Source organism: Cryomorphaceae bacterium (genome assembly GCA_007695365.1).
GTDB lineage: Bacteria > Bacteroidota > Bacteroidia > Flavobacteriales_D > SKUL01 > SKUL01.
The window spans coordinates 1-17,622 of record REDV01000041.1 but is presented as its reverse complement, the minus strand read 5'-3'; the positions used below and the strand labels follow the sequence as shown (position 1 = coordinate 17,622).

The window sequence follows — 17,622 nt, the reverse complement described above, 5'->3', positions numbered from 1 at the left end:
ATAAAGGCCTACCAAAGCCACAGCGCATTGGTTATCTTTGCTGCATGGCGCAGGCATTGGGCGTAATTCGCAAAATTGTACGGTTTGTACTTCTCTTCCTCGCAGCCTGCACCATGCTTTTGCTGTTGTTGGTGGGTGCCATTCTGCTGCCGCCTGTGCAGACCTGGGTGGTGAAAAAAGCCGCCAACTACCTTGAAAACAAGCTTCAAACCACTGTTACGCTCCATAAAATCTACATCGCTTTTCCCGATGAACTGGTCATCAAGGGCCTTTATGTTGAAGACCAACAACAAGATACCCTGCTCTACCTGGGTGAGCTGAAGGTTGACATTGCCATGACTGCACTTCTCCGAAGCAAGGTGCAGGTGAACTACGTGGGCTTGCGTGACGTTACCGCCCGTATTCATCGCGAGGAAAACGGTGAGCGCTTTAACTTTTCCTTTATTCCGGAGGCTTTTGCATCTGACACCACCGATGAACCACCAAAAGACGAACCCGATAGCCCTTCGGCATGGACAGTGGATGTTCAGAAAGTGAGGCTCGACAGAATACGGGGCTCGTTTCTGGATGACTTTGGCGGAATGGAAACCACGTGGAATCTCGGGCACTTCAGCGTGCAGGTTCACAGCCTCGATTTGGAACAAGAACGCGTGCATATCCGAAGCATCGAAACGGCCCACACGGATATTCAACATCGGCAGTTACGGCTTCCGCCCGTTTCTGAGCAAGACGACGAAAGCGGAGAAATACCGGGCTGGGAAATTACTCTCGACGCTTTGAACTGGGAGCACATCAACCTGCGCTATGCACATCTTCCCGACAGCACCGACCTTGAGCTCAACCTCGGCTCACTCCAACTGGAGCCCTTGTTTGTGAGTCTGAAAGATCAGCACGTGCGTTTCAACAAAGTTCACCTTGCCCACAGTAGCGTGAACATAAACAACTACGCAGTACCCGAAGAACAGCTTTCTGCGGAGTCCGACGAGCCTTCCCTTCTCACCTTTCCCGATATTCCGTGGAGGGTTGAAGGCAATCAATTGTTGATTGAAAACCAGCACATCGCTTTCAGCAATCACGCGGTTTCACCTGCGCCGGGTTTTGACGCCAACCACCTCCATTTGCAGAATCTTCTTGCTGATATTCAGGATATTTATATTTCCGACGAGCGGCAGTCGCTCCGATGGTCAGCCCTCAGTTTTCAGGAGCAGAGTGGCCTTGAGCTGCGCCACCTCGGCTTTGACCTGGACCTTCGCCCGGACACCCTGGTTCTCAACGACCTATTACTGCAAACCGGAAACAGCTCAGCGGCTTTATCGCTCGAATTGGGCTACCCCACCCGCGATGTACTACTGAACAACCCTGAGCAGTCGCGTTTCCGCCTGCACCTTCCCGATCTCTCCTTTGCCTGGAATGATTTGTTTGCTTTTATGCCATCGCTCAAGGAGCAGGAAACACTGGCCTCGATGGCAGGAACCTCGGTTTCGTTGCAGGCATTGCTGGAAGGCGATGCGTCTCAAATCAGCATTAAGCAACTTCGCGCCGACGCGTTACAGGAAACCCATGCCGACGTGTATGGCAGTCTGCTAAACCCGCAGGATGAACCCGAGTTCGACATCAAAATCAAAACCTTGCGAACCGGAAAGCACGATTTGGGGCATTTGATGGGTGAAGCTGCCAACGAATTTCAACTGCCCCGTTTTGTAAAGGTTTCGGGAATAGTGGCGGGTAAAACCAATGACCTGAGCTGCTTGCTGGATGTACAAAGCGATCTTGCCACTCTTCACCTGGATGCCAGCTACCTGATGCCCCCCGATAGCCTGCCCGAGTACACGGCCACATTGCTGATAGACCCTTTTGAACTAGGTATTTTTCTGAATCAACCCGATACGCTGGGCCCGTTTTGCGCCGACGTCCATCTGACCGGAAAGGGACTTGACCCACAAACAGCCACCGCCGATGTAGATGTTCTGATTCATGAGATGAGCTACACGCACTGGATGTTTACGGATGTTTCGCTCAAGTCATCGCTGCACAACGGTGAACTGGTGGCCGATCTGGCCGTCAACGACAGCCTGATAGCACTTGACTTAGGCGTGGTAGCCGAACCCTGGCTCAAAGTTCCACATGCTACGGGCAGACTGAGCTTGCACGGATTGGACGCCAGCGGAGCCGGTTTGGCAGAAAACGACATGCGCGTGCGGGGACAAACGGAGTTCAGCATAATCGGCGATACCCTTTCGGAACTGCTGGCCATGATTCGCTTTGACGATTGGGACTTTTTCAGCTACGACAAGCGCTATCACCTCGATTCGCTCGTGATGAACTTTTCTTCGCAAACACGCAGCACTTCCTTTTCTGTGCACTCAGATTTTATGGAAGGCTCTTTTGAAGGGAACCTCGCCGCCACTGGCATTGGCGATGCTGTGATGCGCCATGTGCGATACTACTATCATTTTGGCGACACCATTGAGTCTGCCAAACGCACCGACGCCGAGTTTGACTTCTCGTTTACCTTTCACAGCACGAACCTATTGACCCAGGTACTGATTCCCGATTTAGAACGCTTTACACCCGGGGTGATCAAAGGAAGTTTCAGGGAACAGCAAAAGCACCTCGATGTGGATATTCGCATGCCCGAAACCGTGTATGCAGGATTTCATCTGGATAGTCTGCATATTTACCTGCGTTCCGATTCAAGCCTCTTTACATATGACCTTGCCTTTCAGGAAGCCGGAACCGAGGCTTTTTCAATCAGCAATTTCAGGCTTTATGGCAATTTGCAAGACCAGATTCTCAGTACCACGGTGAGTATTGTTGATTCGGCAGACTATCAAAGCCTGCTCCTGAGCGGTTATTTTCAAAGTATTGGTGGCAGGCGATTTGAATTCAGGCTTCAACCCGACGGAGTTATCATGGCCAATGAGCCCTGGCAGGTTTCTGAAGAACACGTATTTGCATTTGGCGAAGGCGGTGTTTGGGCCAATAACCTAAGTATAGCGCAGAATCACCGTGAGGTAAAACTTCAAAGCAGGGACACGGTCCCCAATGCTCCCCTTGATTTGTCTTTCAGGCGTTTCAATCTCGCTGACCTCGCCTCGGCTATTGACAGTGAAGGGGATTTTGTGGAAGGCAAGCTCAGCGGCGTGGTTGCCTTCAGCTACCCTGAAACGGGTCCTGAGCTGGAAGCAGACCTCAATATTGACCAACTCGGCTATCGGGAGATGATAGTGGGCGACCTTAGTTTGCACATGGAAAACACCCCTATCGGTGCCGATCTGGACATGCATCTCACAGGGGTTAACAACGAACTTACCCTCGAAGGAAGCATCCATCGTGAGCCCGAAAACGAGATCGATATCGCCTTGAACATCGCGCGAATCAATCTCGGAAGCTTTCAGCCCTTTTTGGATGATGTGCAAGACTTAACCGGTACACTTACAGGGGGCATTGCTGTGTCGGGCAATCCGGAAAAACCCGTTTACGACGGAGACATCACTCTGATAGAGACCTCATTTTTTGTTCCGCTTCTCGGAGTGGGCTATTCCCTGGATAAGGAAACTGTTTCTGCCAGCAATGCGGGTATCCGCGTTGACAAATTCACATTGCGCGATGACGAAGGCAAAACCGCCATCATCAACGGAATGGTTGCCACGCATTCGCTCACCGATATTGTTTTTGAGCTTGATCTGGATATGGACCAATTTAGCGTGCTTCGGGTGGCAGAAAGCACGGACGCCCTGTTTTACGGCAACGCAAAGGTGAATAGCACTGTGCGGCTTCGAGGAGACTTGAACCAACCTAAAGTGAGGGCGCAGGCCAGTTTGGCCAAAGGGTCTTCGCTCAAATTGGTAGTACCCGAAAGCGAAGCGCGCGCTGAGACTGCCGGGGGTATCAATGCTTTTGTGGACGTTCACGGAAGGTACTCAGATGTGATTACCCGCAAGGCCGCACGCGACCCCATGACCAGTGCGCTTCAGGGTGTGGATCTCAGGGCCAACCTGGTGCTGAACCGCGAAACAGAGCTTACACTCTTCCTGGATGAAACCAAAGATAATTTTATTGACATACAGGGTGATGCCGATTTGGTTTTTGGTGTGGACCCAAGCGGAAAAGTTACCCTGAGCGGAAGGTACGAGGTAGATCGCGGGGTGTACCAGTTGGTGTACCGCACGGTTATACGCCGCAAGTTTGAGCTTGAGCAAGGCAGCAGCATCGTATGGCTTGGCGACCCGCTTGACGCGCGCATTGATTTCCGGGCCACTCATGTGGTGAGAACCGATGCCCTGGGTTTACTCCGCGATCAATCACCCAACATGAGCCGTGAGGAAATGGGGCGCTACCGTCAGGAATTACCTTTCGAGGTACGTCTTATCATGACCGAGTACCTGCTGGAACCAGACATCGGCTTTGAACTGGGATTACCTGATGCACAGCGCGGAGCCCTGGGTGGTCAGGTCAACAATCGTCTTATGTTTCTCAATCAGCCTGAGTCCGAATCAGAGCGGAACAAACAGGTGTTTTCACTGCTCGTTCTCGGGCATTTCCTGCCTGCCGACCCTCTTGCCGGAAGCGGTAGAAGTATGGCGTCAACAGCGCGAAGCAGCATGGCCGATGTGCTCAATAGTCAGATAAGAAGGGTTACCGAAGAATACGTAAAAGGCGTGGATTTAAACCTGAGCCTCGACTCATACGAAGACTACACAACCGGACAGGCCGAAGGACGAACCCAGTTGAATGTGGGTGTAAGCAAAGAGCTTTTTAACGAGCGAATTACCGTACACGTAGGCGGAAGCATTGACCTTGAAGGTGATCAGCGCCGCACGCAAAACGCAAGTGATCTAATTGGAGACCTTTCGGTTGAATACAAGCTGACCCCCGATGCCATCTGGCGTTTGCGCGGTTACCGAAAAAACACTTTTGAAGGCATGATTGACGGCGAAATCATTCGCACAGGAGTGGCCCTTATCTTTAGCCGAAGTTATAACGCAACCCGCGAGTTGTTTGAGAACAGACGCCGGCAAGAGGCCACCACACAGGAGGAAGAACCGCTTCCGAAAGGTGAAGAACCCGAAGAAATGGAAGAAACAGAACAGGAAAATGAATAAGCACGCGTCCCTATACTTCCTGCTGGCTCTGTGGACCGTGGTCGCGGTTTCCTGCTCGGGCGTGCGCGGATTGAAGGAAGGCCAAACCCTTTATACCGGTGCCAAACTGGAACTTCATTGTCCGGAGAAACTAGAACGCGAGACATTGCTGCGAGACGAACTGAACGAAGTGATACAGCCCGAGCCCAATGCTAAGCTGCTTGGAATGCGTCCCTTTCTTGTACTTCACAACATGATTCGGGAACCAAAGAAAAAGAAGGGATTACGCAGAACATTGAAGTATCGAATCGGGAAACCTCCGGTTTTACTTGAGGCTGTTCGACCCGAATCTGTGAGTCGCCTGTTAACCAACCGACTTCAAAATCATGGATATTTGCACGCAGAGGTAGATTTTGAGGTGGTTCACCATAAAAAACGGCGGGCCAAAGTAGTGTACACTGCGCATTTACATTACCCCTACCGCCTCGACACAATACAATTTGTCCCCGACACGGTGCCTCCAGGAAGGGCTATTTACCGCTCAGCCGATGCAACATTACTGCAACGCGGAGATCGCTACCAACTTAAAGTAATGCAACAGGAGCGAGACCGTATTGACCTAAGGCTCAAAAACAAGGGATACTACTACTTTCATCCGGACTACGTGTTTATTACGGCCGACACTACCTCGGGTCGTCATCGCATGAATTTGTACCTAGAGGCCGCCGATGACGTACCGGCTAACGCCAGAAGAATATACCGTTTTCGAAATGTGCATGTATTTCCGGAATATACCATTGGAGCAGCCACAGACACATCCGCCGGGCACGCTTCCATTTATAACCGGGTAAGGTATTACAATCCTATTGAGAACCCGTTGTTCAGAGCCAAGGCGCTCCACAGGTCTGTTTTTATTGAACCCGATGCCACGTACACGCGCAATGCCCACCGGCTCACCCTGAACCGCTTGATGGGCTTGGGAGTTTTTCGTTTTGCAGATATTCAGTTTCAGTCTGTTTCCGACACCACCGATTTACTCGATGCCCGGATTTATCTCACCCCCCTGGACAAGAAAACGATACGCGCCGAACTGGAAATGGTGAGTAAATCCAACAACTTTACCGGGCCGGGTCTTTCCATTAACTGGATGAACCGCAATGCCTTTGGCGGAGCCGAAATGCTCAGGATAGATGGAAATGTGGGTGTGGAAACCGTGATTGGCGGAAGTGGCTCAGAGGGGATTTCAGGTTCAGACCTACTTTCCTACCAGTTTGGTTTGAATGGTGAGTTACAGATACCGAGGCTCATTTTACCTTTTCGTGTGCGCCTCCTCACCGATTTTGTTCCGAGAACACGCGTGAGGCTTTCAACAGAATTTGTAAACCGCACACAATTCTTTATGCTACACACTGTGTCGTCGTCTTTTGCCTATGTAGTGCAAACCAGTAAGGTGGTGACTCATGAAATTACACCCGGTTATATCACCTACTCCAACCTGTCGAGAACCACGCCGGCCTTTGACGAGTTGCTTGCTGCCAACCCCTTTCTTGCCAACAGCTTCCAGGAGCAGTTCATGATTGGGCCAGATTACAGGTTTGTATTCAACGATTTGGTGATTGATGAAATCAGGAACCACACTTATTTCGCAGGGACGGTGGATTTGTCCAACCCCGGAGGATTTCTGGGGAGCACTTTTTCGAGTTATGTACGAATTACCTCAGACTTGCGCTATTACTTTAAAACCGGGAAATCAAGCAGTTTAATCGGTCGGATTTACACCGGAGCCGGCCTGCCTTACGGCGAAACCCGGCACATGCCCTATGTGCGTCAATTCTTTTCGGGCGGCCCCAATGGCATCAGGGCCTTCAGGGCGAGAACGGTGGGACCGGGTTCGTTCAGGCCTTCATCTGAAATGGCAACTACAGGTTTTCTTGACCAAAACGGAGATTTAAAACTGGAGCTCAATCTGGAATACCGCTTCCCGATTATTTCGATTTTCAAAGGGGCCATTTTTGCGGATGCAGGCAACGTGTGGCTTCTAAACGACAACCCGGCCCAGCCCGGAGGTCAGTTTGAGGCTTCTGAAATGCTCAACGACCTTGCAGTGGGTGCAGGTGTAGGTATGCGTATGGACTTTAGCTTTTTTGTGCTGAGGTTGGACTTGGCGTATCCACTGCGAAAGCCCTACCAGGAGGAAAACAACGGGTGGTCGAGGCAGTTTTGGCGCGAACGACCGGTGTTCAATATCGCGGTAGGATATCCGTTCTAACCTCAATCAGATGTGCTCTGAGCCTTCGCGGCGGGCTACAATCAGGAATCCGTCCTGACGATGTACCCGATAACCGAGTAACTTGAATAAGGCGGCTGCAAAAATGCGTGCCACCCAAATATTCACCCTGTACGCGCCGGCAGGCTCTTTGGTTTTTTGAATGCCGGGCAACCAACCCATGAGTCGTTCAACACGCGATTTCCGAAGCAGTGCAGAGAGGTTCAACCAACTTTTGCTCACCTTCCGAAGCACAAAAAATCCACCGCTCTCACCCCCACTCCAACCGGATACATACACATACCCGCGGCTTTTTGATAACACCGCACCGTGCTTGTTGTGGCCCAGGTATTGGCCTCTCACAATTGGCTGAAAGTTGTGGTGGCCCGGAACGAGTTCAAATTCATCGTCCTGCGAAGCCTGGTGCACATAGTGAATTTCGTACACCTCCTGTTTACCGTGATTCACGCTGTTCAGAATCTTTCTGTATTCAGAAAAATCAGGTACTTCCTTGGACTTCAACAGCCCGTTGCAAACCAGGGTTTGCCAAAAAAAAGCTTCTATCAGGCGCGCTGTACTGTCCTGACCGTCCAAACCAGCTTCAAAGCCTATCCCCGCATGCCCCATTTCATTCACAAATGAAAGCATGCTGTGTTCTGCAAGACTGTCAACCCCCATTACCACAGGCAAAGGGTAATGGCTGCCTGGCTTTCGGTTGAGAAGCAGGTCATTCATAAGAATATGAGAAATGGTGCGTGACCCGGTAGTGTGGATGTCAACAAAAATAAACGGACTGTTTCCATTTGACAGGATGGAACGAAAAGCAATCAACAATTCGCGAAGCTCCACTTCTTCACAGCTTTCGCAGGTCACACCTCTTTCTACGGCATCAATCCTTTTGAGACTCCAGATACGATTTAAATCCTCAACCTGGTATCTTTCTCCTTTGGCAAGCGCACCCAGATTGCCTGCTAGCACATATACGTTGCCTTTTACTTTCAGGGATTCGCGTGAAACGAGGTATTCAAACTTTTGGAAAGCTTGATTGAGGGCCGACACCGAAGTGTGTTCGTTACCGTGTAAGCCGGTTACAAAAACCACCGTTGCACCACGTCCACCTTCATGTGAACCTATCCAACGTCTTAGCCCGTTTGTTTGCTCGAAACTCAAATCTTGAAAAGGGCCATCATCAGCACCTCTCCCGCAAAGATACAACCTCGGGAGGCGCATTGTCAAATAATCATTAAATCTATTCGTGGAGTGTTAAGTCCGTGGCCCTTAGTTGCGGATTTTCTCGGCAAATACTTTTCGGAATTTCTCCATTTTGGGTTTGATTACCATCGCACAGTATGGCTGGTCCTTGTTGTTGCGGAAATACTCCTGGTGGTAGTCCTCGGCAGGATAAAACACATCAAACGCACTAATCTCGGTAACCACGGGGTTGGGATAAGCCCCTTCCTCGTTGAGTCGTTTTTTGTAGGTCTCGGCAATTCGTTTTTGCTCCTCGCTGGTGTAGAACACAACCGAACGATACTGCGTTCCCACATCTGCTCCCTGTCTGTTGAGGGTCGTGGGATCGTGTGTTTGCCAGAACACTTCGAGCAGTTCATCGAATGTAATGGTGTCGGGATGAAAAATAATTTTAACAACCTCTGCGTGGCCGGTTCTGCCGGTACAAACCTCTTTGTACGACGGGTTTTTAATCTCGCCTCCGGCGTAACCGGAAACCACTTCCTGCACTCCTTTCAGCGCTTCAAAAATGGCCTCTACGCACCAGAAACATCCGGCACCGAGCACCGCAACCTGGGAATTTTCATTGTTCATATAGGTGTGAGCTTTTTCAGCATGCACCGGATCCGAGGCAGTTTTGCAGGAGAATGGCAAAATACACATCAAGGCCGGCAGCAGTCCGTATTTCAGTGATTTGATCATTTGGAGTACAAAGATAGCACTCACAAAACAGGTTCATACGGCAATTGTTTGCCTACCTTCGCGGCAAATTAATTTTTATGCGGCAATTTCTGGTAATCTGTTTACTGTCCTTTTTTGTGTGTACCTCATGCACCATTGAACAAACCTACACTTTCAACAGCGACTTTAGCGGTGAGTTTATTCAGCGCATAGACTACAGTATGGCGCAGGGCTTGATGCAAATGGGAGAAGATGGTGAAACACCCGGTGAAGAGGTTGAACTCACCATGCTCGACGATTCGACCATGACGGCGATTCGTGAGGAAATGGGAGAAATTGAAGGGCTCAGGCTTCTGGCCCTGAAGGATGAGGACAGCCAGATTTCTGTTCATCTCGCTTTTGATAACCTCGAAGCCTTGAACCAGGCCCAGGAGGGAAATGCCGAAAGTTCTGAAGACAATCAATCCTATTTGCGTTTTAGCAAGGACGGAAATTCGCTGTACATCCATTTTGAAACGCAGAACCCCGGTTTGGGCGAAAACGAGGACGGAGAGCCCGCGCTCAATCCCGAAGGAAGCAGCGAAATGTTTGGAATGATTCAGTACCATTACCAGTTTAACTTTGCCAACCAAATTCAATCTGTGAGTGGTACACCTGCCGAGGTGGGTGATGACCAAACTTCCGTGCGCGTTGAATTGACCTTGAAGGACGCCGTAGCAGATGATTTTGTGAACGTGCTGAAAATAGACTTTCGTTAAGCGTTGCTTGGCCGGATTCGGCTTTTCCATTCTGCAAAAAGCTGAAGCACAATCCCATCCGACAATCCAATTTTGGGTACCATCATGACGGAAATACCCGCCATATCCATAATCTTCGAGAAGATTTCGGCGGCGGGTAGGATCACATCTGCGCGGTCGGGCTTAAACCCCAATTGGGTAATTCGCTCCACGTACGACAATCCGGCAATAAACTCGTAGTATCGCTGCAGTTCAGCACGTGTGATATGCCGGCGATTCTCCTTATCAGCTTCTTTAAAAATGCGATTGATGTTTCCCCCGGTTCCGATGGCAACCAGTTGATGCTCGTCTTTTACCAGCTCGCGAATCCAGCTCCTTGCCTGCACCCACTCCTTTTTGGACACTTTGTTCTGAAGCGCCCGCACCGTTCCGATTCTCAATGATATTGACCTGATACGCTGGCCTGCTTTGATGAGGGTGAGCTCCGTGCTTCCTCCTCCCACGTCAATAAACAGGTAATTACCCGTGTGGTCAATATCCTGAACCTTAAACGTATTGAAAATCAAATCGGCCTCTTCCTCCCCACTGATCAGTTCAATGTTGATGCCCGTTTCGTTTCGGATATGGATCAAAACATCCGTGGCATTTTCAGATTCGCGCAAAGCCGAGGTGGCACATACCCTGTATGCCTGCACCGGAAAGACGTGCAACAGATGCTCAAATGCCTGAAAGGTGCGAATCATCTGCCGCTGTTTTTCTTCACTGATCACCCCTGTGGTAAAGGTATCTGCACCCAAACGGACGGGCACGCGGTAATAGGCTGTTTTCTCTATGTAATGCCGCCCATTTTCGAGAAAAACTTCCTGAAGAAGTAATCGAATGGCATTGGATCCAATATCTATGGCAGCAAATTTCAAGGTGGAGGATGCTTATCGGGCTCAAAGATAAGATTCCAGTTTTGCCTTGTAGTACGAATACAGTTCCTCCTGTGAATGAACCACTTCATCGCCCTGTTCACGAGGCACATACTTGTTTTTGAGCGAGGAGTCAATGATGCGGGCCTTTACGTTGCCCGCGAGTTGGATTCTTAAAATGTCATCCAGCTCGGTTTTAATATCGGCATCAAGCACAGGCACTGTCACCTCTACCCGGTAGTCCAGGTTGCGCGTCATCCAGTCGGCGCTTCCCAAATAAAACAGCGGGTTTCCGCCGTTTTCAAAGCGGTAAATGCGCGCATGCTCCAAAAATCGACCTACGATACTGGTTACGCGAATGTTTTCGCTCAACCCGGCAACGCCCGGCACCAGCGAACACACCCCGCGCACTATGAGTTGCACCTGCACGCCTGCCTGGCTGGCATCGTACAAGCGTTTGATGAGCGTAGAATCTACCAGGTTGTTCAATTTGAGCACCATGCCACTCGGAAGTCCTTTTTTTGCGTTGTCAATTTCATTCTTGATCAACTCGGTAAATCTTCTTCGGGCATTGAAAGGTGATACCAGTAGCTGTCGGTACTGCACGCGTTGGTAGTTGTTTTCAAAGAAGTCGAATACTTTTTTCACCTCTTTGGCTATGTCTTTTTTAGTCGTAAGCAAGGCTACATCACTATACACCCTCGCTGTTTTCTCGTGAAAATTTCCTGTACCCACGTGGCAATAGCGCACGGATTTGCGATTTTCGGCACGGGTAATCAGCAGCAATTTGCTGTGCACTTTTAAACCCGGCACGCCGTGCAACACGGTTGCGCCGGCTTCTTGCAGGCGTTTAGACCACCTGATGTTGTTCTTTTCGTCGAAGCGCGCCTGTAGCTCCAGCACCACCGTCACCTTGATTCCGTTCTTTACGGCATTCATCAGGGCGTTGGCAATGTGGCTGTTTTCAGCAATGCGATACAGGTTGATACGTATGGATTTTACGTGGGGGTCTATGGCCGATTCACGTACCAGGTTTAACACGTGGTCAAATTGCTGATAAGGATAATGCAGCAGTACATCCCGCCTGGCCAGTACCTCGAAAATGTTCTGGCGCTCTTTTCGGAAAAGCGGGTGAGGAAGCGGCGGACGGGGTTCAAAACACAAATCGTTGCGGCCCATCAGCGGAAAACCCATTAAATCCTTTCTGTTGTGGTATCGACCGCCGGCTATAACATTCTCATTTCCTGACACACCCAGGCAAGAAGTAACGTAATCCACCATGTGTTTTGGCATATCCGAATCGTACAGAAATCGAACGTAATGTCCTTTTTTTCGCCGATCTACACTGCTCGCCATTTTCTGAAGCAGGCTTTTGGAAATATCCTCATCAATATCGAGCTCTGCGTCGCGGGTAATCTTCATGATATAAGCCTCTATCCGCTCCGCATTAAAAGGTGCAAAGATTCGGTGAAGTTGCAACCTGATCACATCATCGAGAAACATCACGTATTGCTTGCCTTCGGCTGGTGGGAGCACCACAAATCGCGGCATATCCGATGGTATCTGAACCACTGCGTATTGAGAAGCCCTGCTTCCCCCCTTCATGGTCAGGCCAACCATAAAATAGATGGCGTGGTCTTCCAGTGCGGGAAATCGGGTGCGCTTGGAAACAATAACCGGATAAAGGTTGTGGCGCACTTCGCGCTGAAAGTAATCGCGAATAAAATCGTACTGATCATCCGACAATTCATGCACATCGAGCAGGTGAATGCCTTCGGCCCGAAGCGCTTCTTCGAGCTCTCCAAATAACTCTTCGTAACGAACCTGATGCTTTTTTACGAGATCGAGAACCTGGCTCAAAATTTTGCGCGGGTCGTCCTCCAGCGTGGATAAATCGCGGGTTCCCAATTGCGCCATACGACGCAATGAAGCTATGCGAACACGGAAAAACTCATCCATGTTGTTGCTGTAGATACCCAGAAAACGAATCCTTTCTATGAGTGGATTGCGCGGATCAGCTGCTTCCTGAAGTACTCGCTCGTTGAAAGCCATCCAGCTAACCTCGCGATTGATATGCTGTTGTCGGGTTTTTACGGCCATGGCATTAAGCTGCCGACAAAGATAACCGCGGTGTAAAACCAAAAGCAGGTTTCAATGTTAAGAATTGTAAGCGAGAAGTATTTCTGTCCAAAGCAGTCGGCTTCAACTTTTACGCGCATCAAAAGGTATGTAACGCTTACCTTTTCAACTGCGCTTAACATATTGTTCAGTTTACGTTTGCATTTCGTTCAGCATAAAACAACCCCTTCTTAAAGCCATTAAACCCCGATGATACGAGGCTTTTTCGCGACTTTTGCAGCAGATTCCACACTATGAGAATTGCTTCGCGGCTACTTACTGCCATTGTTTTATTGCTTTTTTACCCTGCCATCGCTCAGGACTATTGTGTTACCATTGAAAGCATCATGGTGGATGCCTGCACATTGGGTGGCACCTGCCCAAACGAAGCCACACCTACATGCAGTTGCGAGGGAAAGAACGAGATGTTTCGCTTTAAAGTGGGAGCAGATGATCTCAATGTAGCCAACCTGAACATCAATTGGCCCAACAATGCGTTTCAGGGAATTTGCCAGAATGCGCTGACTGCACAAAACACTGCCGACCTGAACGAACAAGTAGAAGCTTGCGGCTGGCTTGTAGAACCCGAAGACGGGGTGCTTCCTGCTGGCTCACAGGTGTTGGTGGTTACTTCTGCGGATATGTGTATTCCGTCCAACTCATTTGCCAGCCTGAGCGATACGCTGATTATTCTCTATCAATGTCCCGGTAACTTTCAGGGGCATTTCGCCAATTTTGGAACGGGCTTTCGCACCACCACCATCAGCTTTGGAGGTGGATGCAGCAGCACTGCCACCTACGACCGGAGTTTGCTTGTAACGCAGGCCGGTGTGCCCGGGGCAGAAGACGGCGCCACGGTTGATTTTGACCTTGATGGAAATGCCTTTTACCACAACCCGGGTTGTAATGCTCCCGTTCCGGTATCAACGGTTTTTGCCGGTGACCCGGAACAAGCTTGTCCGGGCGATGTGATTCAGGTTGGTGGCGTGGTGGATGGCCCTTTTACCGATTGGGAATGGAGCGGTGGTTCAGGAACCTTTGACGACCCAACCGCGCTAAGTACCATCTATACCCTTGGGCCCGATGATACCGAAACCTTTTTTCTTACCCTGAGCGCCACCGACTGCAACGGTGTGGTAACCGATCAACTGGAAGTGGTCATCATTGAAGGCGTAGTGCCCGTCATTTCGCCCGAAGGACCATTGGAGCTTTGCCCCGGGGAAAGCATTGAACTCACCGCCTCAGGTATAGGAGGTTTTGTATGGAATACAGGCGATGAGGGAAATACCTTAACCGTTTCCGAACCGGGAATCTATACCGTGGTTCTCAATGGCCCCTGCGGACAAACTGAAGCATCCATTGAAGTGACTGAAGGTGATACGCCCACGCTGATAACCTCACCCGATAGCCCTCAAGGATTGTGCGAAGGACAAAGTATTACACTCAGCGCAGAAGGCAACGGTACAATTGAATGGTCGGACGGAAGTACTGATTCGGAATGGGTGGTATCAAGCCCAGGCACCTACTCCGTAACCTTGAGCAATGAATGCGGAACTGCCACCGAAACATGGGAAATCATTGATGCCGGTGAACCTGAAATCACCCTGCTCAACGAACAGCCCGTGGTACTTTGCGAGGGCGAAAGCATTGAACTGATTGTGAGCGGTATCGGAAACTTTATCTGGCAGGACGGCACGCAGGGCAATGTGTTCACGGTTTCTCAGCCCGGAAGCTACCTGGTTCAACTCGAACACCCCTGTGGAGAGGCTGAATTGAGCATCGAAGTATTGGATGGCGGTGCTCCACCACAAGCGGCCATCATCCCAATGGGCAGCACCTCGATTTGTGCCGGAGAAAGTGTGGTGCTGCTCGGCGAAGGTCAGGGCGAATTCTTGTGGAATACGGGCTCTTCGGATGATGAAATCCAGGTTTTTCTCCCCGGAACGTACACACTTCAGGTGACCAATGATTGCGGAAGCGATGTGGCCTCCATAGAGATTACTCAGCCTACCCAACCGCTGGTGGTTATCGGGCAGGGAAGCGAGGCTGCCATCTGCAACGGTGAGTCCATTACGCTTACAGCCACCTCTACCCTTCCCATCACCTGGAACAACGGCGTTGCGGGTGGAACATTGGAAGTGAGTCAACCCGGAACCTACTACGCCTTTGTGCAAAATGAATGCGGCTCGGATACCGCCTTTATTGAGGTGCTCGATGGTAGTCCGGTTGCCTTTTTTGAGGCCAGTGCGCTCAGCGGAGAAATTCCCTTTGAGGTAACTTTTGACAACCAGAGTGAGCTGGCTGATTTTTATGAGTGGAGTGTAAACGGCAATTTTATCTCCGATGCCGAAGACTTCAGTTTCACCTTCAACACGCAAGGCACTTTTGACGTAACGCTTCTGGCCACCGACTCGGCAGGCTGTTCGGACACCTATACGCTTACGATTCAAGCGGGCATTTGCGACCCGTTGGTGTTTATCCCCAACACCTTCACTCCCAACGGAGACGGTATCAACGACGTATTTCGTGTGGTGACACAATGTATTGAAAACTATGAGATACGGATTTTTAACCGCTGGGGAGTGCTTCTCTACACCGGTGGACCCGGTGACCCTGCCTGGAACGGCAACAACGGGCAGGGGTATTATGTGACGGATGGCGTGTATCTCTACATTCTGCACTATACCGACCTCGATGGCCGACAGGAGGAGCTCAACGGCACCATTACCATTTTCCGTTAGTTCGCGACCGCGGGGTTCCGAATTACTAATAAGGTGCAAAGAGACTCTTCGCTTATCGCTCAGAGTGACACCTTCATCCAATGCATACCAGGCATAGGGATCCGGACAGCCCGGAATGTATGTAATACGCGTACTTTGAACCATGATGTCACTCTGAACGAAGTGAAGAGTCTGATGATATTGACGAAGATCGTATGCTCGTCCCACAACCCCCAACTTTTCATCGCTTATGTGGCCCAACGCTTTGGTTTGCTCAAAGATGCAGAAAAAGGTTGGGGTGGTGTAGCTTCAACCACCATGAACCGCGCTCTCAGCGCAGATCATAGGTGCCTGGTTGTTGTAACCAGTGCTTTTATTTCTCTTTCAACAAAGAGTCAATTTCACTTTCAAGATGCGGGAGGTCACGAATAACAATGGCCCAGATTATTTCTTCTGAGACAGAATCATATCCATGAATAATTCTGTTCCTTGTATCGACTATTTTTCGAGCACTGGAAATGGATACTTCTGAATTTAGCTGCAAGATTCGGTTGACGGCTTCACCGATTATTTCGATGTTTCTTTCTATGGCACGCTTTGTTTTTAAGTCACTTTGAAATTTCTTGAAATCTCTTTCCTCAGGAAGAAATGAATTGATTTCACGGATAGCTACTTTTATGTCCGACAACCAGGTATTGATTTCACTCCCCATATATCATCACCTTGGTCTTGTCAATCTCACTTCTCAAAAAGGGATTTCGAATAGCTTTTTCTTCGAGTAAATCAATGGGTCGCTTTAAGAGCTGCTCAAGTTTTTCCTTTAAGGCAAAGTAGTGGTCGGTGTATGAAATAGGGTCGCTGTCATTGATTTCAACCACGAAGTCAATATCGCTTTCGGCTTTTAGCTCATTTCGAGTAACAGAGCCAAAAGCAAATAATCGTTTCACCTGATTCATCGAACAGGCTTCATTGATTTGTTTAATATGATTGTTCAATTCTTTCATGTCATTCTTCACCAAAGTTAATGATTTTCGGCGTTAACTTTCCACATGAGCTTCAACGTCTGCGTAAAAGAGGGTATATCGCTTTAGTAGATATGTACAAAATGCTCAACCCATCACTTGGAGTTTATCCTGAGCGCAGCCTAAGGGAACCGCCGTATACTGCCTGCCCCGAACTGGTTTCAGGGAGAACCGTATCCCGAAGTATTTCGGGAGTGGTGTGAGAGGTGGTTGCTGAGCCTGCCGAAGTGCGCTCCCTCATAGCTATGGCTGGCGGGACGGCCTATTCGAATGTGTCTGCCATTTATTTACAATTATTAGGGAAGTTAGGAGGTGGTGGTCCTGAAGAAAATTCAGATTTGAAGTCTTCAAAATCTTGTTCTGATTCAATCAGATAATTTGTATTCAAATCACTATTTGATTCGTTCCCTATTTCGTAGATTACAACAAACTGCTTGCCTATAAACCTTTCATTTCCTTGACCTATTCCGTATGCCTTCATTTTTCCCTTAAAGTTTATTCCGAGTACAGAGTAATCGTAATTGTACGTTGCCTTGAATGCAGAAGAAGTAATAGATTGAACTGTACCAATTGTGTATTCAACATCATTACTGTAAAGTTCACAAATTCTACTTTTTTCTTTCTTACAGCTTATGTTAAGAATGCATACAACAACTAGTGTCAAAATAGATTTTGTTTTCATTTTAAAATCACAACTAAAAATTAATGTCCTAGTGGTTCATCTGTTTCACTTTGAATGCTTTTTGATTGCACACAACCTCACCTCGTCCCACACCCCCAACTTTTCATCGCTTATGTGGCCCAAAGCTTTGGTTTGCCCAAAGATGCAGAAAATATGGGTGCGATGCAA

At 49.3% G+C, this 17,622-nt stretch carries 11 protein-coding genes; 4 read left to right on the top strand and 7 right to left on the bottom strand.

The features are described 5' to 3' along the window. Positions 1–44: 44 nt before the first annotated feature. On the top strand, positions 45–5,105 hold the full coding sequence (locus tag EA392_01600; protein TVR41403.1) for a translocation/assembly module TamB: 5,061 nt from the start codon (positions 45–47) through the stop codon (positions 5,103–5,105). After that, the gene (locus EA392_01595; protein ID TVR41402.1) at positions 5,098–7,353 is read left to right on the top strand and encodes a hypothetical protein; all 2,256 of its coding nucleotides are present in this window, start codon (positions 5,098–5,100) and stop codon (positions 7,351–7,353) included. The genes EA392_01600 and EA392_01595 overlap by 8 nt, the downstream gene beginning before the upstream one ends. Before the next feature lie 6 nt (positions 7,354–7,359). Here the strand turns inward: EA392_01595 and EA392_01590 are convergent, their stop codons facing one another. Both EA392_01590 and msrA read right to left on the bottom strand, forming a co-directional pair. After that, positions 7,360–8,580 carry a hypothetical protein gene (locus EA392_01590; protein TVR41401.1) on the bottom strand — a complete coding sequence of 407 codons (1,221 nt, stop codon included), beginning with the start codon at positions 8,578–8,580 and terminating at the stop codon, positions 7,360–7,362. 48 nt (positions 8,581–8,628) lie between these two features. After that, entirely contained in the window at positions 8,629–9,282 is a 654-nt protein-coding gene (msrA, locus tag EA392_01585) for a peptide-methionine (S)-S-oxide reductase (GenBank protein ID TVR41400.1), read from the bottom strand. A 77-nt stretch (positions 9,283–9,359) separates the two neighbouring features. On the opposite strand from msrA, the gene EA392_01580 reads away from it, so the two are divergent. Next, positions 9,360–10,019 carry a hypothetical protein gene (locus EA392_01580; GenBank protein ID TVR41399.1) on the top strand — a complete coding sequence of 220 codons (660 nt, stop codon included), beginning with the start codon at positions 9,360–9,362 and terminating at the stop codon, positions 10,017–10,019. On the opposite strand, the gene EA392_01575 is transcribed toward EA392_01580, so the two are convergent. Beyond that, positions 10,016–10,915 carry a hypothetical protein gene (locus tag EA392_01575; protein ID TVR41398.1) on the bottom strand — a complete coding sequence of 300 codons (900 nt, stop codon included), beginning with the start codon at positions 10,913–10,915 and terminating at the stop codon, positions 10,016–10,018. The genes EA392_01580 and EA392_01575 overlap by 4 nt on opposite strands. A 21-nt stretch (positions 10,916–10,936) precedes the next feature. Next, a complete protein-coding gene (gene ppk1 / locus EA392_01570; protein ID TVR41397.1) occupies positions 10,937–13,012 on the bottom strand; it encodes a polyphosphate kinase 1 in 2,076 nt (691 codons plus the stop codon). A gap of 272 nt (positions 13,013–13,284) precedes the next feature. Between ppk1 and EA392_01565 the strand changes: the two genes are divergently transcribed. Next, positions 13,285–15,771, top strand: a complete 2,487-nt coding sequence (locus EA392_01565; GenBank protein ID TVR41396.1) for a hypothetical protein — start codon at positions 13,285–13,287, stop codon at positions 15,769–15,771. A gap of 352 nt (positions 15,772–16,123) precedes the next feature. Here EA392_01565 and EA392_01560 read toward each other — a convergent pair whose 3' ends face one another. From EA392_01560 to EA392_01550, 3 genes are all read right to left on the bottom strand, one after another. Continuing rightward, positions 16,124–16,462, bottom strand: coding sequence for a DUF86 domain-containing protein (locus EA392_01560; protein ID TVR41395.1), 339 nt, complete (start codon positions 16,460–16,462; stop codon positions 16,124–16,126). Beyond that, positions 16,452–16,754, bottom strand: a complete 303-nt coding sequence (locus EA392_01555) for a hypothetical protein (GenBank protein TVR41394.1) — start codon at positions 16,752–16,754, stop codon at positions 16,452–16,454. Before EA392_01555 ends, EA392_01560 begins: the two co-directional genes overlap by 11 nt. A 301-nt stretch (positions 16,755–17,055) precedes the next feature. After that, positions 17,056–17,454, bottom strand: a complete 399-nt coding sequence (locus EA392_01550; GenBank protein TVR41393.1) for a hypothetical protein — start codon at positions 17,452–17,454, stop codon at positions 17,056–17,058. Positions 17,455–17,622 lie beyond the last annotated feature (168 nt).

Excerpts from the sequence above, each read along its gene's own strand:
- EA392_01600 (TVR41403.1), top strand. The coding sequence starts at position 45 with ATGGCGCAGGCATTGGGCGTAATTCGCAAAATTGTACGGTTTGTACTT.
- EA392_01595 (TVR41402.1), top strand. The coding sequence starts at position 5,098 with ATGAATAAGCACGCGTCCCTATACTTCCTGCTGGCTCTGTGGACCGTG.
- EA392_01590 (TVR41401.1), bottom strand. The coding sequence starts at position 8,580 with ATGCGCCTCCCGAGGTTGTATCTTTGCGGGAGAGGTGCTGATGATGGC.
- msrA (TVR41400.1), bottom strand. The coding sequence starts at position 9,282 with ATGATCAAATCACTGAAATACGGACTGCTGCCGGCCTTGATGTGTATT.
- EA392_01580 (TVR41399.1), top strand. The coding sequence starts at position 9,360 with ATGCGGCAATTTCTGGTAATCTGTTTACTGTCCTTTTTTGTGTGTACC.
- ppk1 (TVR41397.1), bottom strand. The coding sequence starts at position 13,012 with ATGGCCGTAAAAACCCGACAACAGCATATCAATCGCGAGGTTAGCTGG.
- EA392_01565 (TVR41396.1), top strand. The coding sequence starts at position 13,285 with ATGAGAATTGCTTCGCGGCTACTTACTGCCATTGTTTTATTGCTTTTT.
- EA392_01560 (TVR41395.1), bottom strand. The coding sequence starts at position 16,462 with ATGGGGAGTGAAATCAATACCTGGTTGTCGGACATAAAAGTAGCTATC.
- EA392_01555 (TVR41394.1), bottom strand. The coding sequence starts at position 16,754 with ATGAAAGAATTGAACAATCATATTAAACAAATCAATGAAGCCTGTTCG.
- EA392_01550 (TVR41393.1), bottom strand. The coding sequence starts at position 17,454 with ATGAAAACAAAATCTATTTTGACACTAGTTGTTGTATGCATTCTTAAC.